Consider the following 20400-nt stretch of genomic DNA (forward strand, 5'->3'; position numbering starts at 1 on the left):
GTGAAAATGGTTTGTTGGAAAGGTTCGGTGGATCAAATGAACAACAAAACGCGCGTCCTCCACGTGATCGGCGGAGGAGAATTTGGAGGAGCCGAACAGCATATTCTCAACCTTCTATCGTCCGTTCCCGGAGACGAAATTGAGGCCCAGGTGGTCTGTTTCTATGATTCCGTCTTTGCCGGCAAACTGCGTGAGGCAGGGATTCCTGTGGTTGCGCTGAGCCAATACGGACGTTTTGACGTGCGGCTGCTGGGCGGACTCTCCCAGGTGATCCGCAAGTACCAGCCGGACATTGTCCATTCGCACGGGGTAAAAGCCAACCTTTTTGCACGGCTGGCCTCCATCCGCAAGGTGCCGGCCATCCTGACCACGGTCCACAGCTACCTGCGTTATGACTATGTCCATCCGCTCGCCTTCCTGATCGTCTCGATCCTGGAAAAGGCGACTCGCCCGCTTAATGATTACTACATCGCGGTTAGCGCCGCGATTCGGAACATTTTACATAAAGAAGGCATACAGGACGAGAAGATCAGTTTGATCTACAACGGAATTCAGATTGCGCCATTTCGCCAAACGGAGCAGCGCGACACCGACCGGGCCCGGTTGCTGAGTGAATGGGGCCTGCCGCCCGATACCCTGGTCTATGGCACGGTCGCCCGTTTTGTCCCGGTTAAAGGGTTGACCTATATGATTGAAGCGTTTGCCGAAACCGCCAAACGGCTCGCCCCTGCTCCCTGCCATCTGGTGATGGTCGGTGACGGGCCAGAGCGTCAACTGTTGGAAGAGACAGCACAGCGACTTGGCGTGGGCGACCAGGTGGTGTTCACCGGTTTCCGCAATGATATCCCTGCCTGCCTGCATGCCTTTGATACGTTTGTGATGTCATCACTTCATGAGGGCTTGGCCTACACGATCCTGGAGGCGGTCGCCTCGGAGGTGCCGGTGGTAGCCACGGCGGTTGGGGGCATCAAAGAGTTTGTTGATGACGAAGAGACAGGTCTTTTGGTTCCATCCGCATCGGTCAGCGAATTGGCCCAGGCGATGCTGCGCTTCGCTGAGGATCCCGCCCTTCGCGCCCGCCTGTCAGCAGCAGCGTTCCGCAAACTGCTGCAGTCGTATACGATTGAACAGATGACGGCACAGACCGTCGATCTCTACCACTCGCTGGCCAAAAAGAAGCCGGACAGGAGCGTGAATCCATGAATGTACTGGTTACAGGGGGAGCCGGTTTTATCGGCTCCCATCTTGTTGAAAAGCTGCTTGCAGCAGGGCATCGGACAATCGTCGTCGACAACGAAAGCAGCGGCCTGCGGCAGTATGTCCCTGCTGATGCGATCTATTACAACCTCGACATCTGTGATGAGCGCCTGCGCGATGTAATCAAAGAGGAGAAGCCGGAGATCATCGTCCATCTGGCGGCACAAAGTGTCGTCCCGGTCTCGGTACGCGATCCTGCATTAGACGCCCAAATCAATATCCAGGGATTGATTGGATTGTTGGAAGCAGCCCGACAGCAGCAGGTTCGCAAAGTGATCTACGCTTCTACCGCAGCTGTCTACGGTGAGCCCGCCAGCGTGCCGATCGTCGAGGAGATGGCCGGCCATCTGCTGTCTCCCTACGCGGTCAGCAAATACGCTGGCGAAGGGTACCTTGCAGCGTATCATCATCTGTACGGCATAGCTTACACAGCCTTTCGCTTTGCCAACGTGTACGGACCGCGACAGCTGGCCAAATCGGATGGCGGAGTGGTGGCGATCTTTACGGAACTGATTCGTTATGGCAAAACGCTTACGATCAACGGAGACGGCGAGCAAACCCGCGATTTCATCTTCGTCGGTGATGTAACCGATGCGATGATCAGAGCTTTCGACAAGGCCGACAACCAGGTGCTTAATCTCAGTACCGGATTGCCTACCTCAATCAATCAACTGATCGATGAACTGGAGCAGGTTGCCCGGACCCGAGTAGCCCGCGAGTACGGACCGCCGCGTCCCGGCGATATCCGGCACAGTTGTCTGTCCAATGAAAAAATGAAGCAACAGCTTGCGTGGGAGCCGCGCTATACGCTTCGCCAAGGGCTTGCTGCCACGTGGGAAGGGTACGAATTGGAAAAACCCCCAGGGGAAAAGTGAAGTCCCCTGACGGTTCTTTGCTTTGGACGAGCATAAGTGGAGGGCGAAAGAGAAAAACAGATTCGCTCCGCTCGTGCCAGAGCCGCGGGGAAGCCGGGATGACCGTCTCCGCTCCAACAAAACGGTACGGCGGCCAAAAGCCCTCAAGGGGCGAATGCATCTCAGGGAAGCAGTCGGCCGCCAAGCGTGTACCGCTTTGTTTCCGCTCCGACTCTGTGGGCACTGACAAGGCTTTCGCTCATCTGTTTTTCTCTTTCGCCTCGCAACGTTGGCATTAGCCGAGAACGTCGGGAATCTTGGTCTCCTACCTATGCCATCACTTATCCATTTCGTTAAAAAAATGCAGCCAACTTGCCAAGTTGGCTGCATTAGCGTGGGAGACAAAGCCTTGGTCCAGGAGGAGAGTCGCTCTTTTCCGGAAGGAGCGACTTTTGCCAACCAGCCTAGCGGAGCCAATACGCAAGCGGGGGCTTTCGGGCGCAACCCTGCGATACTTCGTAGCTGTACTCCTTTTGCGACCGCCCGCTTCGGATTGGCGCAGCGGACAGTCCCCGCTTCCCTGCAGGTTGGCAACGGAGCGACTGGAGGAAAAGAGCCACTCTCCCCGCGCCGCTCCCCTTTACCTACAGACTAATGCAGCCAACTGACAAAGTTGGCTGCATTACGCATGTGATTTTCTTTTTAACCGTTCTACAACGTGGACGGCTCCAGGTTGTAGCAGCGGCGATAGATCCATTCATAGCCTTTGACACTCATATCCCGTGGGTTGCCGACGGTTTGCGGATCGTTCATCGCTTCCTGTGCCAGGCGAGGGATCATATCGGCCGGTACTCCCTGTTCATCCAGGGTCGGAATTCCCACATCTTCTACCAATTCATAAACCGCTTTGACTGCGGCCTTGGCTGCTTCTTCCAGGCTCATCCCATGCGTATTGACACCCATCGCTTGTGCGATCCGCGCAAATTTTTCAGGCTCGCCCATCCAGTTGTATTCCATCACCGGACCGAGCATCGCGGCTACGCATGGACCGTGAGCAACCGGAATGATGCCGCCCAAGGTCTGGGCCATCGCATGTGCCGCACCTGCAGATTCGCTTCCATAGGAAAGGCCGGCCAGCATCGCAGCTTGCGCCATCCCGTACCGCGCTTCGATGTCATGCCCGTTGGCCACCGCTCGACGCAGGTACTTGGCTACATACTCAATCGCAAGCAGAGCGACGGCATCTGTGATCGGCTGTGCATAGTGGCAGGTGTAGCATTCAATCGCATGGGACAAGGCATCGATACCTGTCGCTGCAGTAATGTGAGGAGGCATCGAGACATGCATCTTCGGATCGATGATCGTCAGGTGAGCGGCAATCAGCGGCCCTCCCGTATTAAACTTAAACTGGCGCTGCGGGTCGGTGATGACCGCCCACTGTGTCACTTCACTTCCTGTCCCGGCTGTCGTCGGAATCGTCGTCAACGGTGGAATCCGTTTTTCCAGCGGTTTTTTGCCTTCCGCCGCTTCATAGTTCAAGACCGGCTCACCGTGGACCACCTCTACCCCGATCGCTTTGGCCGTGTCCATCGAGCTGCCGCCGCCGACCGCAACCAGTCCATCGCAGCCTTCTGCTTGATAAAGAGCTGTTCCTTCAGCGACTACGTTGATCGATGGGTTGGGTTCTACCTTGTCAAAGAGGACGACTTCCATGCCGGCTGCTATCAGGCTTTCTGCCACCGGATCGATCAGGCCTACTTTTTTCACGCCCGGATCGGTCACCAACAGTACCTTGGTCACGCCAAGCTGTTTCACTTCTTCCCCTGCATACTGGATCACACCGATCCCATGCTTGACAACCGTCGGCATCTCAAATCCTTTTAATCTCTCCATCCGTTCAAAACGCATGTTCATCATTCATTTCTCCTCTCTCATCCTGTTTATGGCTCAGCTATCTATGGCTCAATCAAACCATTTCATCGGCTGCGGATTGATGTTTTGGTATACGTGCTTCGTCTCCGTGTACTCTTCCAACCCGATCAATCCCAACTCCCGACCGATCCCGGATTGCTTGTATCCTCCCCATGGAGCCTGCGGGAAGTACGGGTGGTAATCATTAATCCAAACAGTACCCATTCGCAGCTCGCTGGCCACTCTTTGAGCCCGATTCATCTCTTGCGTCCAGACTGCTCCCGCCAGACCGTAGAGGCTATCGTTGGCCAAGCGAATCGCTTCCTCTTCGGTTTGAAAGGTTTCCACCGTCAGCACAGGGCCGAACACCTCTTCCTGCACAATCCGCATGTGCGTCCGGCAGTTGGTGAATATCGTCGGCTCGATAAAGAATCCGTTCTGCAATTCAGGATCATCCGGTCGTTTACCGCCCAAGACCAATCTCGCCCCTTCTTCTATCCCCAGTCGAATGTAGCCTTCAATCTTGGCTAGATGTTCCTTGGACATGACAGGCCCCATCTGCGTCTTTTCATCAAATCCACTGCCCATGCGAATCTGCTTCGCTTTTTCCACCACTGCCTCCACAAACGAATCATGGATCGATTCCTCTACCAGCAGTCTGGCACCTGCCGAGCAGACCTGCCCAGCATGGAAAAAGACAGCATTCAAGGCATAGTCGACGGCTGTGTCAAAATCGGCATCAGCAAACACAATGTTGGGATTCTTGCCGCCTAGTTCAAGCGACAGCTTTTTGAAGTTGCCAGCCGCTGCCTGCATGATTTTTCGCCCCGTGACGCCGCCGCCCGTAAACGAGATCAGATCCACATCATGGTTTTCAGCCAACTCAGCCCCTACTGTGGCCCCGGGACCTAAGACGATATTGACAACCCCAGGAGGAAATCCCACTTCCTCAAAGATTTCGGCGATGCGGATCGTCGTGAGCGGCGTAATCTCGCTTGGTTTCAGCACGACGGTGTTCCCGGCTGCCAATGCAGGCGCCAGCTTCCAGGATGCCTGCAACAGCGGGTAATTCCATGGTGTGATTTGTCCGCACACCCCTACCGGTTCCCGCACGAGACAACTTCTCGTATCCGGATTGGGAGATTGGATGACGACCCCCCCATCTTTGTCGGCCAGACCGGCATAGTACTGAAAGACCGCAGCAATCCCTTCCATATCGGCTTCACTTTCAACTACGGTTTTTCCAGTATTCAAGGTTTCCAGTTCTGCCAGCTCCCGCTGATACTGTTTGATTTTTTCTGCAACCTGGTACAGGAGATCTGCACGCTGAGTGGCATTCCATTGTCGCCACTCGCCTTTGTCAAAAGCATCTCTGGCTGCTTGAATGGCCGCTTTGGCGTCTTGCTCTCCTCCCTCGGCAACCTGTGCGATCACCTCCTGATTATACGGGTTGATAATCTCCCGTATATCACCGGAACGGGCTTTTACCCACTTCCCGTTTATATACATTTTCTTCATCTCATCACCACCAAAATTTGTTTTTTGTTAAATAAATTATTAACAAATTGAATTTACTAAATCGTATCATCCGATCCGTCTATCTGTCAAATGCGTTGAAAAATGCCGACTCTTAAATTTGACAATGCAGATCTTTCTGGTATTATGAAAAAGAATTCAAAACAAATTTAACAAATCACGTGGATGGAAGGGATGAAAAGTGGAGGAACCCGAAAAAAAGCACGAAAACATTTTGGCGGAAGCTGAGGAACTGGTGATTGACGCCATTTCCGAAACCATGGATTTGTACGGGGTTACCCCTTCGATCGGCAGGCTGTACGGGGTGATGTACTTCACAGATGAGCCGCTGACCCTGGATCAGATGAGCTCCAAGATGGGGATGAGCAAACCCAGCATGAGCACCTCGATTCGTGCTTTGCAGCAGATCGACATGGTGCATAAAGTTTGGCAAAAAGGAGTGCGAAAAGATCTTTATTCCGCTGAAAAAGATTTTTTCAAATCCTTCATCTCCTTTTTCTGCAAAAAATGGAACAGGGAGATCGAGGTGAACATGGAAGCGATCAAAAAAGCGGAAGAGAAGCTAAAGATGATCTTGGACGATCCCAGCGCACCGGTAGGCATCTACAAGAAAGCCAAAGCAGACATGGAATTGCTGGACTGGTCCAAAAAATACTATCAATGGCTTGAAAAGTTGATCGCATCCTTTGAAAACAAAGAAATCTTCCGTTTGCTCGAAGAAAATCCGCCCAATTAACCTCGTTAATTGGGCTTGATATACAATATTTAGCGGGAAGGGGGTAATCCTTCCAATAATTTACTGATTATTCCGACTATTATTGAAACCAAGAAGGGATGATGTGAAGGAATGGAAAGTTTTAATAAAACTTCCAAACACAATGACGAGACACTGGTACGCAATCGTGACAATGGGAACTTTGCTTTGGGCTCTCCGCTTGTATCTACCATTTTGGGGCTGCTGCTCTTTTTTGGAATCGTAACGGGCTATGTCCTTTTTTCCGGGAGCGATGTACATTGGGGAGGCTTACTCTCCATGCTGGTCTTTTACGCAGCCGTGTATTACATTGGAGCCATCGCTGCCGGAAAGAAAGGAAGGAATACCATCGGCGATATGATGGTGGCTGGAAGAGCAATTCCATTATGGGTAGCCATCTTTACCATGACGGCCACATGGGTTGGTGGCGGTTATATCTCCGGCACAGCAGAGTCCACCTACTCTTCGGGATTGGTGTGGGCGCAAGCACCGTGGGGATATGCACTCAGCTTGATTATTGGCGGAATCTTCTATGCGCGAATCATGCGCCGTTATGAGTTCTTAACCATGCTGGATCCTTTGGAGGCTCGCTATGGAAAAAGAATGGCCGGAATTCTCTACATCCCTGCGTTATTGGGTGAACTGTTCTGGAGCGGCGCGATCCTGGTAGCGTTGGGAACCTTATTCGGAACCCTGCTGGGATTAGACTTTCAAGTATCCATCATTCTATCCGCGGCCATTGCCATCGCTTATACGGTTGTTGGCGGAATGTGGTCAGTCGCCTTTACAGATGTATTGCAGCTTCTGATCGTGTTTGTCGGTCTATTCCTCGTGTTGCCATTTGCCTTTGCAAAAGTTGGCGGACTGGAGAGTACTGTCACTGCATTTCAAGATGGCATGGGCAGTTATGCCAACCTGTTCCCTCCGTTAATGGGCTGGACAGATCCTGACTGGGGTAATTACTACTGGAATTGGTGGGATTACGCTCTGCTGCTGATCTTTGGCGGAATTCCATGGCAGGTCTATTTCCAGCGTGTCCTCTCTGCGAAAGATGAAAAAACAGCCATGTGGTTATCGATTATTGCCGGGGTACTCTGCATTGTAGCTGCCATTCCTGCTGTATTGATCGGTATGATCGGATACAGTGTCGATTGGTCCTCCGTGGGAGCTTCCACTCCTGAAAACGCTTCGATGGTGCTGCCTTATGTATTCCAATACCTGACTCCCGAGATTGTGTCTGCGATTGGATTGGGAGCTCTCGCAGCCGCCGTCATGTCCTCGATTGACTCTTCCATTCTGTCTGCTTCCTCGATGGCAGCATGGAACATCTATCGTCCGCTGATCCGGCCAAAAGCCAGCGGTGAACAATTGCAAAAAGTGATGAAACGGATCATCATTCTCATCGGCGTATCGGCAACGTTGATCGCCTTAAATGTAAAAAGCATCTATGCGCTCTGGTATCTTTGCGCCGATCTGGTCTATTGCATCCTCTTTCCGCAATTGACGACCGCCCTGTTTTACAAAGGTGCCAACAAATACGGTGCCATTGCCGGGTTTATCGTTTCGCTGGTCCTACGGATCGGTGGCGGTGAACCGATACTGGGGATCCCTGTGATGATTCCTTATCCGATGATCGAAGACGGCGTGGTCCTGTTTCCGTTCCGGACCTTGGCGATGGTATCCGGCTTGATTACCATCTTCATAGTTTCCTATCTGACCCGCAACATTTGTCCGCCGATGCCATTGCGTAATCTGCAGAAAGAAAAGGCACGGCAGCAGCAGATCGATCCAACAGCATAGGGACAGCGTAAAGCAAAACGCTTCGGTTCCGGGTGATGTCACATGGCTTCACCCGTGAAAACCGAAGCGTTTTGCGTTTTGCATCATTTGCTGCTCCTTATCTATAGTTCTATAAGGTGTTGACTGTTACCTCAAAAGAGTTGACCACACGCAGTTCATGCGTTCCCTCACCCAGGATGAGTTCCCCCTTGTACATCTTCTCCATGGATTCCCCCTCCTGTCCGTCTGACAGTGGCGACTCCGTCCTGCCCATTGTTCTCCACTTAGCATCTGTCTGTTGCGGCGGCTGCTCCGTCACCGTCAACAGTTTGAGGTCGCCGCTCTTCGGTAGGCTGATCGCTACGTGAGCGGCGTTTTTTACTGTCCAATTACTGCTCAACGCGCTCAGATTGAGTTGGATGTCGTGATCGTCTCCCCGCACCTCTACCGGTACCTGCTGCGGCAGAACCAGGGTAATCTCTGTCCGTGGAGAGTAGCTGTACAACCCGTGCTTCTCCGGCAGTTGGTGAAGCGTCACATACATCGTATGGCCGACCGTCTCAATCGAAGAAAAATCAGCTGCCTGCCATTCTGCTGACTCGCCATCGCCAATCGTGGTTGTGCGGTAGCTGCCAAAGATCCGTACCTGACGATCATCGCCGCTATCCAGTGTGATGGGCAGCCCCTGCGCTTGGACAACAATCCGTTCCACTTCCGGCGGCAGCTGCTGGGAAAACGAAGGAAGCGGATACGTCCGTTCCACCGCCGAGAGAGCGTGGCGTACTTCGGCGACAAGCCCAAATGAGGTCAACAGCGTCATCCCGATACAGACCGTTCCGAGGAACCCTACCAGCAAGATGCTGACTACATCGTATTTGATTGCCAGGTTTTCTTTCCTGGCGAAGATACTGTACAGCAGGATCTCCAAACCGAGCAAAATGACAATGATTGGCCACCAGGATAGCAAGGAGTTGAGCAGCTCTACTCCTTTTACTTGGGTCAAAAAGAGAACCACTCCCAAGCAGATCATGGAAACGCCCATGGAAACCGTACCTACGCGCCACTGTTTCATTCTGAATCCTCCCCACTGCTTCGTCTCGTACCCCAAACCAGTTTGAGACCACCGCCGATCAGCAGGATGGAAACCACCGTCGTCTGAAAATAGCGGTGAAACCAGTAGGAGATGTTCCATGTTGGCAATAGTTCCTCGATGACACGCAGCACGACCTGATCAAACAGATAAAAGGCCCCAAGAGCCAGCAAACCAACGCCCAACCACTTCTGGTGATTGGCCAGCCAGTCGACAATCGGCTCGTCCCGCAACTCTCCCTTGCCTTCGCGGGAAATCTGCTGCAGCGCATCAAAGAAGCTGAAAAACCAGATCAACGGGATCAAAAATAAAAAGAACGAGAGGTACAGCAGATCCAGCACATAGATCGTGAACAAGAAAGCAGCCATCAACTGCAGGCCCCGTCGCTGCAATCCGAGATACATGTGACCGGCTCCAGGGAAGACAGCCAGCAAAGTCGCCAAAATCCTGCTTCGCCTGCCTGTTTCACGGCTTTCTTCCAGTTCTTCAAAAATGGAACGGTCAACCAGCTGTTCCCCCCGTTGTTTGCGGTTCAACAGCTGGATCGCATCAAACATGCTGTACAGCCAAATAATCGGCAGAACGCCCAGGAAAACGAAAAACCCTTCATTTCCCGTCAACACGATGACAAAGCCAATCATGATTACAGCGCCAAAGAAAGCGGCGAGAAAAGCAATCCCTCGGTTCATCAGCCCCAGTTGGAAATGGCCCAAGCCGGGAATGAAGGACAATATGATCGTAAAAAACCGTTCGTTGGAATCGACCGGCTCCCTTTTGCCGCTGCCTGTTTCTGTAGGATCCGATTGGAGATGCTGTGCTGCCGGATGGCGCAGCAGGGTGACCAACAGATCCAGGATGCTGATCATCCAAACCGGGATAGAGATCAGACAAATGATCAACGGATCGTCATCTGAAGTGACAACGGCAAGCAGAAAACCGAGCGCGAGCGGGCCAAAAAAGCAAAGCGCATAAAGGACGGCTCGAATCGCCCGGTTCCAATAAAAATGACCGAGTCCAGGAATAAAACCGAGCCAAAAAGCAACGAGTGCACTTGGTCTATTCACGTAAATCCCCTCTCTTTTCTGATAGATGAATGGAGTCCAGCAGGAGCACAGCTTTCTGCATCAATTGCTGGGAAAAACGTTCTTCTTCGACCACGGGTCGATCGTTCCACTGCGATGCCCGTGCTACTACTTCCTGGAAAATACCGGCGGTCATCAAACAGATGGTTGCCATTGCTGCAATCGCGTAGTGGAACAGTGGATGCCGGTATAACGCTCGATCATGGGTTGACGTCACCTTCGGTTTCACAGCAGGGGACGGATCGGATAATTCTCGATCGGATCGTTCTCGATCGACCGTTTCTGCCATTTCTTGCTTGCCCTGCTTGATGGCCGCCATCACCTGCTCCGCGAATCGTTGATCGTCACGGTCTGTCGATCCGTTTGCCGCCAGCTCAACAGGGGCTGTCTGCTCAAGTGCTGCGAGATAGACCTCCAGACACTGGTCACAAGCATACAGGTGTCTTTCCAACTGTTCCTCTCGTTTTGAGGTCAGCTCACCCTGGAGATAGGCTAACCATTCCGTTTGGCGGTAGTGGCTCCTGTCCATTCTTCTCCCCCCCAGTTTCGACGTATCCAGTTTCGAGCCCGGTAGAGCTTGGACTCCACACTCTTTACCTCTATTCCTTGTTCGGCTGCGATCTCGCTGTACGTTTTTTGCTCGAAATAGTAGGCATATATCACATCCTGATAGTTGGCAGGCAGTTCTTTAAAACGTTTGCGCAGCGCTTCCTCCTGCTCTTTCTGCAGCAGTAGTAGTTCTACATTGCTTTTGGCATCGGCAGCGATCAGCGATACGGCATCCTCCTCCGGTGAATCCGTCAATTCCAGCCGCTGTCGCTGACGTTTTCGTTTGCAATCGATCGCCTTGTTGACGACAATGCGATTGATCCACGCTTTCAACCCTTTTGATTGGTAGCGGGGGAGAGAATAGTAGATTTGTACGAACGTTTCTTGGGTGACGTCTTCCGCATCTTTGGCGTGACGGAGAATGGAATAAGCAATCCGGTAGAGGTGCGGGCGGTACCTGTCAATCAGCAGGCGAAACGCATCATCGTCTCCCGCCAGCACTTGCTGGACGATCAGCTCATCTTCTATCTTCCTCCCCCTCCTTTCTGCTCTCTTTATAGATGACGAATGAAAGGAGATTTCGCCCTGCACTTTTTGAGAAAATTTTTTTCCAAATAAAAAAAGCTCCGGGAACCTGGAGCTTTTGTCTATCTTTTTACCCTTTTGCATCTGCTTCTACTTTCTGCAGCAATTCGACTTTTTCCCAACTGACAAAGTGGTCTTCCCACATCACCTGACAGCGATCCTCACGAATGGTGATGACCAGTCCTACTGCACCATCCCGTGCAAACTTGACATAGTCACCCACGGCAAACATGGCAGCCAACATAACCTAAGCCAGCCTAAAGATGATCCCGTGACCACCTTTAGGGTACTCCCACTTGATATTTTGGTGCGGGCATCCGATCCGGCAGCTGCCGCACTCATGACATCCCTCGTAACCGACATGCATGCGGACGTCCTCCCATTTGTAGACTTCCGCCGGACAGAAAATCGTACAGATTTTGTCGGGACACTTGGTGGCACAAATATCGTAATCGAGCACGTGGAGGTGGGAGCGGGTGTCCGCCTTAAACCGGACGAGGTACTGCTTCTCTTCAATCGATTGTCCCTTCGGTTGATCACTCATCACTTCATCACCTTCCATGCGTTGTACAAGTCGCGGGCGATCTTGAACTTTTGCCCGGTGGAGCCGAGATCACGCCAGATTTTTTTCTGTTTCTCCCGCTTTGGCGTGCCGTCCACCGTAAACATCTGGCTGGCTGCACGGTTCATCAGCGGGATGTACTGTTCGAAATAATGCGGATACTTTTCAAAGTGGTGGGTAGCATCTTTGTATTTCTGCAGATCATGGCCGACAAAGCTGTTCATCAGCTTGACGCGATAGCTGTCCAACGTTTTCTCCGTAAAATCGTCCGCTTCTCTCGCTGCCATAATCGCTTCTGCTGCCAACACACCCGACGTCATCGCCATGTTGGAACCTTCGCGGTGAATCGCATTGACCAGCTGTGCGGCATCTCCTGTCACCAACACTCCGTCACCCACAATCCGGGGCATCGAGCGGTACCCGCCCTCGGGGATCAGGTGGGCCAGGTATTCTTGCTGTTCGCTCCCCTGGATATAGGGGCGAATCATCGGATGCTGTTTGACGTATTCCAGCAGCTCATACGGTTTCAGCTTGTGCTTGATCAGCCCTGACAGCATCGTGCCGACGCCGATGTTGAGACTTTCCTTATTGGTATAGAGCCAAGCGGTGCCCAGAATCCCTTTGGTCGCGTCACCAAAAATCTCGATCGTACAGCCCTGATTGGCTTCCAGGTTAAAGCGGTCCTCGATGATCTTTTTGTCCAGTTTTAGTACTTCCATCACGGCCAGAGCCACTTCGTCAGGGCGGAACTCCTTGTGGAAGCCCAACGATTTGGCCAGCAGGGAATTAACCCCATCGGCGAGGACGACCACGTCGGCATAGACATCGCCATCCGGTCGGTCGGTTCGCACCCCAACTACCTTGCCGCCTTCGACGATACACTCCAGCACAACCGTCTCATTGATCAGCAGAGCCCCAGCCTCTACCGCTTTATCGGCGAACCATTGGTCAAACTTGGCTCTGAGTACCGTAAAGTTGTTGTATGGCTCTCTCCCCCACTCCAGCCCTTTGTAACCGAACGTCAGCGCCGATTCTTGGTCCAGCATCATAAACCGCTGCTCCACAATCGGTCGTTCGACAGGAGCCTCCTTGTAAAACTCGGGGATCAAATCCTCCATCATCTTGCGGTACAAGACCCCGCCCATCACGTTTTTGGAACCGGGATACTCCCCCCGCTCGATCATCAGCACATTGACGCCCGCTTTGGCCAATGTATAGGCACAGGAGGTCCCAGCTGGCCCCGCCCCTACTACAATCACATCAAACTTTTCCGCCATATTGCACCTCTCCAAGTACGGCTTTTGGAAATGCTTCCATCAACATGGGCACAATCTCAAACGCATCGCCGACAATCCCATAGTGGCAGTGCTGAAAGATGGCTGCATGGGGATCTTTGTTGATCGCAATGATCAGTCCTGCATTTTGCATGCCGACCAGATGCTGGATCGCTCCGGAGATGCCAATCGCAAAGTAAATCTTGGGAGTGACGGTCACACCTGTCTGCCCCACCTGATGCGGATGATCGATCCAGCCTGCCTCCACGGCATCGCGGCTGGCGCCAACCGACGCTCCGATCGTCTCCGCAAACCGGTGAATCAACTGAAAGCCCTCTTTACTGCCCAGTCCTTTTCCACCGGCGACAATCACGTCCGCTTCATCGATCCGGATGGTGTTTTTGGCTTCGCGAACGATCTTGAGCACCTTGGTGCGCAGATCTTCTTCCCTCATCGTCGCATGTTCTTCCACTATTTCTCCGCTTCGCGACTGGTCGGGGTCCAAAGCCTTCATCACCTTTGGACGGACCGTTGCCATCTGTGGACGGTGTTTCTTGCAGAGGATCGTGGCCATGATGTTGCCGCCAAACGCCGGACGGCTAGCCTGCAGCAGACCTGTATCAACATCTACGTCCAGCATGGTGGTATCAGCGGTTAAACCGGTAGCCAAATCGGTGGCCACCGCACTGGCCAAATCTTTGCCGGTCGACGTTGCTCCATAGAGGAAAATTTCTGGTTTGTGCTTTTCACAGCAGGCGATTACTGCTTTCATGTACGACTCCGTACGGTAGTCGTGAAAAATAGGGTCATCATACACGTAGACGATGTCAGCACCGTACTGGATCGCCGTCTGCGCCAGGGGCCTGACTTGGTCGCCGATCAACAGGCCGGCCAGCGGCACCCCGCGCTTGTCGGCCAGCGCTCGCCCCGCTCCTAACAGCTCAAGCGAGACGGGTACGATCGATCCTTCCTTGTGCTCGAGAAATACCCAGACACCGCGGTATTCTTCAAGGTTCATCAGCGCACCTCCTTCACACGGAACAACTCTTTTTTGGCAAGCAGGACTTCCATCAGCCGGTCCACCTGTTCTGCCGGACTGCCCTCCAACATCTCTCCCCCTTTCGGTTTTTCCGGCGGCCATACTTTGGCCACGATCGTCGGAGAGCCCTTCAAGCCGAGTTGGGTGCGGTCGACATCATCCAGATCGTCCACCGACCAGATGATTGGCTGATAACGAGCGGCTTTGAGCATGTTGGGCAGTGGAGCATACGGTACTTCGTTAATCTCTTTTTCCACGGAAAACAGACACGGAAGCGATGACTGAACCACCTCGTATCCATCTTCCAGCTTGCGGTGAATCAAGGCGTACCCCTTTTCCTTGTTCACTTCAACCACTTTCTTGACATTGGTCAGCGGGGGGATGTCCAATCGTCTGGCAATCCCCGGGCCGACTTGTCCGGTATCACCATCGATCGTCATTTTGCCGCAGATGATCAGATCGATCGGCTGAATCTTTTCTATCTTTTGCAGGGCCTTGGTCAGGGCGTAGCTGGTCGCCAGGGTATCCGCCCCGGCAAACGCGCGGTCACTGATCATGTATCCCTCATCAGCACCGATCTCCACACACTTGCGTATCGCTTTTACTGCCGGCGGGGGGCCCATCGTCAACACAGACACGCTCCCCCCGTAGCGCTGCTTGAGACGTACCGCTTCCTCCACCGCATGCGCGTCATAGGGATTTAATATCGCCGGTGCACTGGACCGATCCATGGTGTTGGTTTTGGGATTCATCTTGATCACTTTCGTGTCCGGCACCTGTTTGATACAGGCCACAATGTGCAACATTTCACGATCACTCCTTCACAGCAATGATAAGACGCGGTTTTCTTGAGGCAAAACCTTGTCTCATAACATGCCATTCATTACTTTCACTCTATTGCCTCTGCACTCTCCCTATGACGATTATTGTTGGATGCTGCAGCGATTCCTCTGGAGAGACTGGAATGATTTCTGTGATACACTATGTAAAGGGAATTGCGAATGTTCTAACATCGTGAGGGGCGTCTCCCCTTGTTTGTGAGAGATGGCAAGATGATGGTGTGTGGTCGCACCGCGCTAACGCACGTTGGGAGTCTTGTTGGATAAGTGGTGGAGAGCAAACTGCCGGAAGGACACAGAAGCACTGGGAATGAGTTGTTCAGCTTACTATGGCATCGGTTACAGTTTAACTTGTGGAAGTTAGTCGACAGGGACATATTCCTTCTGGATAAATCGGATGGGCAGACTGTCCATTTTTGTAATATACTATAAAGAAAAAAGTTTTTTTGTTCAAGTGCAAATTTATAAAATAGTCTAACTATTTTATAAATCTGTAGACAAATCCTCAGTACAGGCGGAGAGTAGCTCTTTTCCGGAAGGAGCAACTTTTGCCAACCAACCGAGCGGAACCGGTACGCAAGCGGCGGCTTTCGGGCGCAACCCTGAGATACCTCGTAGCGATGACCACTTTTGCGACCGCCCGCTTCGGACTGGCGCAGCGGACAGTCCCGCATCCTCGCAGGTTGGCAACGGCGCGACTGGAGGAAAAGAGCTACTCTCCGTTGCACTGTGATTTACCAGTTCACGATGTCTCAGCCTGCCGCAAATCACGTGTAAAAAATGAGAGGGAGGTATCCCATGAAACCCCAACAACTTGATGAATCGTTGATGAAACACATCCGGCCAGATATGTTCCCGGTAGGCATCAAAATCGTCAAGGAGAAAAGCGCTCTGCCGACAAAGGCGAAACGTCCAAAGCGCGACTTCGGTTACGAGATCACGATCTGTCAGGCTGTGGGCTTTTCTCGCCGCTACGGATGGTCGATCGCGATGAACGGTGAAGATCTCTCCTGTCCGATCGCCCAAGTGGCCTTTGGCTACCAGCCTGCCCTCCCCTACTACAGCGAGGGGCATCTGGCCTGCGGCATGTACACGGAAACACTTGACGCTGCCAGACGGACAGAACAAGATGTACCCAAGTTAGCTGCAGAAGATAGTGGATATTATGTCTCCTTTCCGCTCAATCGGGCACCATTTGAGCCAGACGTCGTCGTCATCTACGGCAACGCAGCACAGGTGATGCGGCTGGTAGCCGGTATGCTCTACAGGCGAGGCGGCTCTATTACGTCCAGCTTCTCCTCCCGCGCCGACTGCGCCGACATCGCGATTAAGACCCTGCAAACCGGAGAGCCACAAGTGATTCTCCCCTGCTATGGCGATCGCCTGTTTGCCCAGACGCAGGACACCGAGATGGCGTTTAGCTTCCGGTTTGCCGATGCGGAGGAGTTAATCGTTGGCCTGGAAGGCACTCACAAAGGGGGCATCCGCTATCCAATCCCCGCTTTTCTCCGTTATCAGGCAGAGTTTCCTGAGAGCTATCAACGCTTAAACCAACAGTTTGCTGAAAACATGCCGGCAGCAGACGAGTAATCGAGTCATCCCATCCTTTGCTGACAGAGGACCGAGATTCAATCAAATATGGAGAGATGCATGAGAAGGGAAACATGCGTCAGGATGGGTCTTATTGATGTTTTCTCTACTCCCTGCTTCTGTTATGCTGGACGTAAATGACTTTCTTCCCCGGTACTAAAGGGATCGTCGATCTCCAGTCCGCGTAGGAAGAACCAGAGGGAGAAACATGTATCAATCCAGAACCAACCGGATCAAAACGGAACGTCGGCAAGCCAGACGCCGCCGCTTCACCATGTTGACGGTATTCCTGACAATGCTCATCATCACAGGTGTCATTTACTTGTTTTTGAGCGCTGACATCGTAACCAACACCACGGGCAGCCCCCCTCCAACCGGCGGGAAGAGCGCGCAAGAGCAAGAGCCTCGCAGGAGCGCCCCTGTTGACGAGACCGTTGTGCTCACGTTTGTGGGCGACGTGATGATGGCCGGACGTGTAGAAACGCTGCTTCATGAGAAAGGGTACAGCTATCCGTATACCTATGTAAGCGATATGTTTCAGCAAGATGATTACACGATCGCCAATCTGGAAACGCCTGTAACCAGACAAGGCACACCTGCAGCCGATAAAGCGTACGTGTACAAATCATCACCGGACGCGGTTCCGCCGTTAAAAGAAGCTGGAGTGGATCTGGTCAACCTGGCCAATAACCATTCCCTGGATCAGGGAGAAAGCGGCTTGTTGGATACCTTCCAGGTACTGCGTGAAAATGGGATTGAGTACGTTGGTGCAGGAGTGGACGAGCGCCGCGCCTACGCCCCTGTTTATGTTGAACGAAACGGTATCAACATGGCGTTCCTGGGGTTTAGTCGGGTGGTTCCACATGTTAGCTGGTACGCCGGAAAGGAAAAACCAGGGGTGGCTGCCAGCTATGATCCAAAAAAAGCGGTAGCGGCGATCCGGCTCGCAGAGGAAAACGCAGACCTTGTCGTGGTGATTGCCCACTGGGGAGAAGAGAAGGTAGATTACCCCGTCGACCATCAGAAAACATTGGCCCATGCCTATATTGAAGCAGGAGCTGATCTGGTGATTGGCGGTCACCCCCATGTGCTGCAAGGATTTGAACGGTATCAAAACGGCTGGATCGCTTACAGCCTGGGTAACTTTATCTTCACCCGCTCCACCCAACCCAAAACATGGGAAACGATGATTCTTCAGGCGGAATGCACCAAGGAAGCCGCCTGTGAACTAACCATGCTGCCGTACTACACAGAACTTGGCCGAGCCGTTCCGCTACTGGAGCAAGATGGTGCGAAACTACGCGGCCGAGTGGAGTCGATCTCCGTCAATGTACGAATCGACGAAAATGGCAGAATCCAGACAGCCCCTGCAAAGCAGACAGAATGATGTATGCGGCTCTTCACAGGGGCTGCTTTTTTGTTTTCTAGAAACCTCTCCTTCGCAAGAAACCCCCGCACTTTTCATTCGTATGAACAGACACAAACAGAAAAGGAGGGCTGCTATATGCATGAATTGCTGCTCACACTGGCCGTTGTACTGATCACACTGCTAGTCTGTTACTTTCTTACCAAATGGGAAAGGGTCGTTTTTCCCGGCAATCAGCAGAATGGCCAAGGACGAAAGAAAGAGCGGGATCAAAAGTAACAAAACAGCTGCGCCTCGAGGGCACAGCCGCTTCATAAGATTGGTTCGTCTTCTTCACTATACCCGCACGACCCGTATCTCTTTGTCCAACTCCCGTGGAATGCGGTTTTTGGTGTCGAACAAAATGGGCTCAGATGCCATTTCCCGGGCAAGGATCTTCCAGTCGATCTCGACGAACGCCTGCTGGACAGCAGTCAGCATGAGTGCATCGGCACCACGTACCGCCTCTTCCAGCGTGTCCCGTTTATGCTCATACCGACTAGGAACGGCTGGGTCGTAGGAAACAACTTCCGCTCCGGCCGCCTGCAGCAGGCTGATCAAATCGTGGACAGGGCTTACTCGGTCGTCGTTGGAGAAGTCTTTCATCGCAAGACCTAATATGGCAATTCGACCGCCTGCCAGGTTTTTGTTCACCGCGCGCAGTTCTCTTTCCAGCATCTCGACCAAAACCTTTGGCACACTGTCATTGATCTGACGAGCATTTTGCAGCAGCGTGATCGGAACGCCCAGTTCCTTTGCTTTTGGCAGCAGGTAGTAGAGCGCGTTGGGCAGACAGTAGCCGCCCACTCCTGGTCCCGGCGTGAGCAGTTGGACCCGTTTGTGGGTGTTGGCCACTTTGATCAGTTCAAACGTGTCGATCTGATACGCCTCTGCGAAACGGGCAAACTCTTGCACCATCGCAATGTTGACGTCGCGTTGGATATTTTCGATCACTTTTGCGGTCTCCACGACGCGGATGTCGGATATGGTCACATCCGCCTCGCTGATAAAGGCGAGCAGTTCCTTCCCTTTGTCCGCGCTCTCCTGGTTGACACCGCCAAGCACAAGCGGCATGTGTATAAACTCTTCAAATGCGCGCCCTTCGGCAATTCGTTCTGAACAGTAGGTCAAATAGAAATCTTTTCCTGCAACAAGCCCACTCACTTGTTCCAATATCGGCAGAACCACTTCTTCTGTCGTACCCGGTACCACTGTACTGCGAAGCATCACGGTATCTCCCTGCTTTATGACACTGCCCAGCGTATGGGCACAGCTCTTCAGCGGTCCGAGGTCTGGATCGCCGTTATGTACGGGCAGTCCAACGGTTACGATATAATGATCCACAGAGGCTGCCGCTTCCTCATAGGAACTGGTCGCGTAAAACCGACCGGCGGCCAGCTGTTCGCGCAAAATCTCCGGCAGCGTCTTCCCCTCGTACGCCTCCAAATGATGGGAACGCCCCGCGTTTATTTCCTCGACCACGCTCGGCAACGCATCAACGCCGATTACGGTCGCTCCTTTCATCGCATAGGTGAGTGCGAGCGGCAATCCGACAAAACCAAGTCCGACAACCGCTACGCGGACGGGATCCGTTGTCATCACAAATCTCCTCTTTTCCCCTGTCTTTTCGGCAACTCGCTGTCATCTGCAGAGCGATGCTGCAGTCTGGACTCCTCGTGGATAGACTTATCCAGTCAGTGAGGAGGGAATCTACGGCAGGTAATAGGTTACGTAAATCACGCCTGCGATCAAAAATAACAGACAGACAACGAGCAGCACCTTGTACAGTGTCTCCAAGGTGAATCCTCCTTCAGTGCAAAACGCGCTTCCCCATACTACGCTTTGCAACCAGACGTTATTATACCTGTGTTTCGAACAAATGGATAGAGCAGAAAGTATCAGAGCATGCAAACAGTACGGTGTCAGGTCCTGGCGTCGTACTTGATTGGCAGGCAAATCAGACGACAGCACGATCAATTCGGCTGATCTGGCAGACAGACAGTCAGCGGCCCCTCAACGTACAACTGACAGGCCAGCCGATACCCCTGTTCTACGGCGGGTGCGCCCAGCCGGTAACGCTCTGTCTCACTGGCTGGGGCCGCTGATTCGGGCGGTACCTCCATCAGCATCCTGCAGGTGGTACATTTTCCCGTCGTGCACATATACTCCACCGGAAACTTCGCTCTTACCATCGCCATCAACAGATTATCTCCCCGCTTCACATGCAATTGATGGCGGACGCCATGTTGAATGATGGTAACGGTGATCCGGTCCGCTGACCGTTCGACTGACAT

21 protein-coding genes are annotated in these 20400 nt (G+C 52.7%); 8 read left to right on the forward strand and 13 right to left on the reverse strand.

Going from position 1 to position 20400, the window contains the following annotated elements; all coding sequences use genetic code 11:
- The first annotated feature begins 36 nt into the window (after positions 1-36).
- From LOK74_RS13860 to LOK74_RS13870, 3 genes are all read left to right on the forward strand, one after another.
- Positions 37-1203, forward strand: a complete 1167-nt coding sequence (locus tag LOK74_RS13860; protein ID WP_230042622.1) for a glycosyltransferase — start codon at positions 37-39, stop codon at positions 1201-1203.
- Positions 1200-2132 carry an NAD-dependent epimerase/dehydratase family protein gene (locus LOK74_RS13865; protein WP_230042623.1) on the forward strand — a complete coding sequence of 311 codons (933 nt, stop codon included), beginning with the start codon at positions 1200-1202 and terminating at the stop codon, positions 2130-2132. The genes LOK74_RS13860 and LOK74_RS13865 overlap by 4 nt, the downstream gene beginning before the upstream one ends.
- Before the next feature lie 388 nt (positions 2133-2520).
- Positions 2521-2766, forward strand: coding sequence for a hypothetical protein (locus tag LOK74_RS13870; RefSeq protein ID WP_230042624.1), 246 nt, complete (start codon positions 2521-2523; stop codon positions 2764-2766).
- A gap of 56 nt (positions 2767-2822) precedes the next feature.
- Here LOK74_RS13870 and LOK74_RS13875 read toward each other — a convergent pair whose 3' ends face one another.
- Both LOK74_RS13875 and betB read right to left on the reverse strand, forming a co-directional pair.
- On the reverse strand, positions 2823-4025 hold the full coding sequence (locus LOK74_RS13875) for a choline dehydrogenase (protein ID WP_420908667.1): 1203 nt from the start codon (positions 4023-4025) through the stop codon (positions 2823-2825).
- A gap of 48 nt (positions 4026-4073) precedes the next feature.
- Positions 4074-5540 (reverse strand): betaine-aldehyde dehydrogenase, encoded by a 1467-nt coding sequence (gene betB / locus LOK74_RS13880; RefSeq protein ID WP_230042626.1) that lies wholly within the window; start codon positions 5538-5540, stop codon positions 4074-4076.
- 199 nt (positions 5541-5739) lie between these two features.
- Here betB and cudC point away from each other — a divergent pair, with 199 nt between their 5' ends.
- Both cudC and LOK74_RS13890 read left to right on the forward strand, forming a co-directional pair.
- On the forward strand, positions 5740-6294 hold the full coding sequence (gene cudC / locus LOK74_RS13885) for a choline uptake/conversion transcriptional regulator CudC (protein WP_230042627.1): 555 nt from the start codon (positions 5740-5742) through the stop codon (positions 6292-6294).
- Between the two features lie 111 nt (positions 6295-6405).
- Positions 6406-8112: a high affinity choline transporter 1 gene (locus tag LOK74_RS13890; RefSeq protein WP_420908668.1), complete on the forward strand. Its 1707-nt coding sequence runs from the start codon at positions 6406-6408 to the stop codon at positions 8110-8112.
- A gap of 109 nt (positions 8113-8221) precedes the next feature.
- Here the strand turns inward: LOK74_RS13890 and LOK74_RS13895 are convergent, their stop codons facing one another.
- The 9 genes from LOK74_RS13895 to LOK74_RS13935 form a co-directional block, all read right to left on the reverse strand.
- On the reverse strand, positions 8222-9163 hold the full coding sequence (locus LOK74_RS13895) for a LiaF transmembrane domain-containing protein (RefSeq protein ID WP_230042628.1): 942 nt from the start codon (positions 9161-9163) through the stop codon (positions 8222-8224).
- Complete coding sequence (locus LOK74_RS13900) at positions 9160-10245, reverse strand: DUF6677 family protein (RefSeq protein ID WP_230042629.1); 1086 nt, start codon at positions 10243-10245, stop codon at positions 9160-9162. Before LOK74_RS13900 ends, LOK74_RS13895 begins: the two co-directional genes overlap by 4 nt.
- The gene (locus LOK74_RS13905) at positions 10238-10792 is read right to left on the reverse strand and encodes an anti-sigma factor family protein (RefSeq protein WP_230042630.1); all 555 of its coding nucleotides are present in this window, start codon (positions 10790-10792) and stop codon (positions 10238-10240) included. Before LOK74_RS13905 ends, LOK74_RS13900 begins: the two co-directional genes overlap by 8 nt.
- Entirely contained in the window at positions 10756-11313 is a 558-nt protein-coding gene (locus LOK74_RS13910) for an RNA polymerase sigma factor (RefSeq protein WP_230042631.1), read from the reverse strand. The genes LOK74_RS13905 and LOK74_RS13910 overlap by 37 nt, the downstream gene beginning before the upstream one ends.
- Before the next feature lie 154 nt (positions 11314-11467).
- Entirely contained in the window at positions 11468-11641 is a 174-nt protein-coding gene (locus LOK74_RS13915) for a hypothetical protein (RefSeq protein WP_230042632.1), read from the reverse strand.
- Between the two features lie 3 nt (positions 11642-11644).
- On the reverse strand, positions 11645-11941 hold the full coding sequence (locus LOK74_RS13920) for a ferredoxin family protein (RefSeq protein WP_230042633.1): 297 nt from the start codon (positions 11939-11941) through the stop codon (positions 11645-11647).
- Entirely contained in the window at positions 11941-13236 is a 1296-nt protein-coding gene (locus LOK74_RS13925) for an FAD-dependent oxidoreductase (protein ID WP_230042634.1), read from the reverse strand. Before LOK74_RS13925 ends, LOK74_RS13920 begins: the two co-directional genes overlap by 1 nt.
- Positions 13220-14251, reverse strand: a complete 1032-nt coding sequence (locus LOK74_RS13930) for an electron transfer flavoprotein subunit alpha/FixB family protein (protein WP_230042635.1) — start codon at positions 14249-14251, stop codon at positions 13220-13222. The genes LOK74_RS13925 and LOK74_RS13930 overlap by 17 nt, the downstream gene beginning before the upstream one ends.
- Positions 14251-15078, reverse strand: coding sequence for an electron transfer flavoprotein subunit beta/FixA family protein (locus LOK74_RS13935; protein ID WP_230042636.1), 828 nt, complete (start codon positions 15076-15078; stop codon positions 14251-14253). The genes LOK74_RS13930 and LOK74_RS13935 overlap by 1 nt, the downstream gene beginning before the upstream one ends.
- An 831-nt stretch (positions 15079-15909) precedes the next feature.
- On the opposite strand from LOK74_RS13935, the gene LOK74_RS13940 reads away from it, so the two are divergent.
- The 3 genes from LOK74_RS13940 (at position 15910) to LOK74_RS13950 (ending at position 18346) form a co-directional block, all read left to right on the forward strand.
- A complete protein-coding gene (locus LOK74_RS13940; protein ID WP_230042637.1) occupies positions 15910-16701 on the forward strand; it encodes a DUF169 domain-containing protein in 792 nt (263 codons plus the stop codon).
- A 208-nt stretch (positions 16702-16909) separates the two neighbouring features.
- The gene (locus LOK74_RS13945) at positions 16910-18088 is read left to right on the forward strand and encodes a CapA family protein (RefSeq protein ID WP_230042638.1); all 1179 of its coding nucleotides are present in this window, start codon (positions 16910-16912) and stop codon (positions 18086-18088) included.
- 117 nt (positions 18089-18205) lie between these two features.
- Positions 18206-18346 (forward strand): hypothetical protein, encoded by a 141-nt coding sequence (locus LOK74_RS13950; protein ID WP_230042639.1) that lies wholly within the window; start codon positions 18206-18208, stop codon positions 18344-18346.
- Positions 18347-18403: 57 nt separating this feature from the next.
- Here the strand turns inward: LOK74_RS13950 and LOK74_RS13955 are convergent, their stop codons facing one another.
- Complete coding sequence (locus tag LOK74_RS13955) at positions 18404-19705, reverse strand: nucleotide sugar dehydrogenase (RefSeq protein ID WP_230042640.1); 1302 nt, start codon at positions 19703-19705, stop codon at positions 18404-18406.
- A 374-nt stretch (positions 19706-20079) separates the two neighbouring features.
- Positions 20080-20400 (reverse strand): 2Fe-2S iron-sulfur cluster-binding protein, encoded by a 321-nt coding sequence (locus LOK74_RS13960; RefSeq protein ID WP_230042641.1) that lies wholly within the window; start codon positions 20398-20400, stop codon positions 20080-20082.

It is taken from the genome of Brevibacillus humidisoli (assembly GCF_020923435.1).
GTDB classification, from domain to species: Bacteria; Bacillota; Bacilli; order Brevibacillales; family Brevibacillaceae; genus Brevibacillus_E; species Brevibacillus_E humidisoli.

Coding starts and splice junctions, on each gene's coding strand:
- LOK74_RS13860 (WP_230042622.1), top strand. CDS start 37: ATGAACAACAAAACGCGCGTCCTCCACGTGATCGGCGGAGGAGAATTT.
- LOK74_RS13865 (WP_230042623.1), top strand. CDS start 1,200: ATGAATGTACTGGTTACAGGGGGAGCCGGTTTTATCGGCTCCCATCTT.
- LOK74_RS13875 (WP_420908667.1), bottom strand. CDS start 4,025: ATGAACATGCGTTTTGAACGGATGGAGAGATTAAAAGGATTTGAGATG.
- betB (WP_230042626.1), bottom strand. CDS start 5,540: ATGAAGAAAATGTATATAAACGGGAAGTGGGTAAAAGCCCGTTCCGGT.
- LOK74_RS13890 (WP_420908668.1), top strand. CDS start 6,406: ATGGAAAGTTTTAATAAAACTTCCAAACACAATGACGAGACACTGGTA.
- LOK74_RS13895 (WP_230042628.1), bottom strand. CDS start 9,163: ATGAAACAGTGGCGCGTAGGTACGGTTTCCATGGGCGTTTCCATGATC.
- LOK74_RS13905 (WP_230042630.1), bottom strand. CDS start 10,792: ATGGACAGGAGCCACTACCGCCAAACGGAATGGTTAGCCTATCTCCAG.
- LOK74_RS13915 (WP_230042632.1), bottom strand. CDS start 11,641: ATGTTGGCTGCCATGTTTGCCGTGGGTGACTATGTCAAGTTTGCACGG.
- LOK74_RS13920 (WP_230042633.1), bottom strand. CDS start 11,941: ATGAGTGATCAACCGAAGGGACAATCGATTGAAGAGAAGCAGTACCTC.
- LOK74_RS13925 (WP_230042634.1), bottom strand. CDS start 13,236: ATGGCGGAAAAGTTTGATGTGATTGTAGTAGGGGCGGGGCCAGCTGGG.
- LOK74_RS13930 (WP_230042635.1), bottom strand. CDS start 14,251: ATGAACCTTGAAGAATACCGCGGTGTCTGGGTATTTCTCGAGCACAAG.
- LOK74_RS13935 (WP_230042636.1), bottom strand. CDS start 15,078: ATGTTGCACATTGTGGCCTGTATCAAACAGGTGCCGGACACGAAAGTG.
- LOK74_RS13940 (WP_230042637.1), top strand. CDS start 15,910: ATGAAACCCCAACAACTTGATGAATCGTTGATGAAACACATCCGGCCA.
- LOK74_RS13945 (WP_230042638.1), top strand. CDS start 16,910: ATGTATCAATCCAGAACCAACCGGATCAAAACGGAACGTCGGCAAGCC.
- LOK74_RS13950 (WP_230042639.1), top strand. CDS start 18,206: ATGCATGAATTGCTGCTCACACTGGCCGTTGTACTGATCACACTGCTA.
- LOK74_RS13955 (WP_230042640.1), bottom strand. CDS start 19,705: ATGACAACGGATCCCGTCCGCGTAGCGGTTGTCGGACTTGGTTTTGTC.
- LOK74_RS13960 (WP_230042641.1), bottom strand. CDS start 20,400: ATGTCAGTCGAACGGTCAGCGGACCGGATCACCGTTACCATCATTCAA.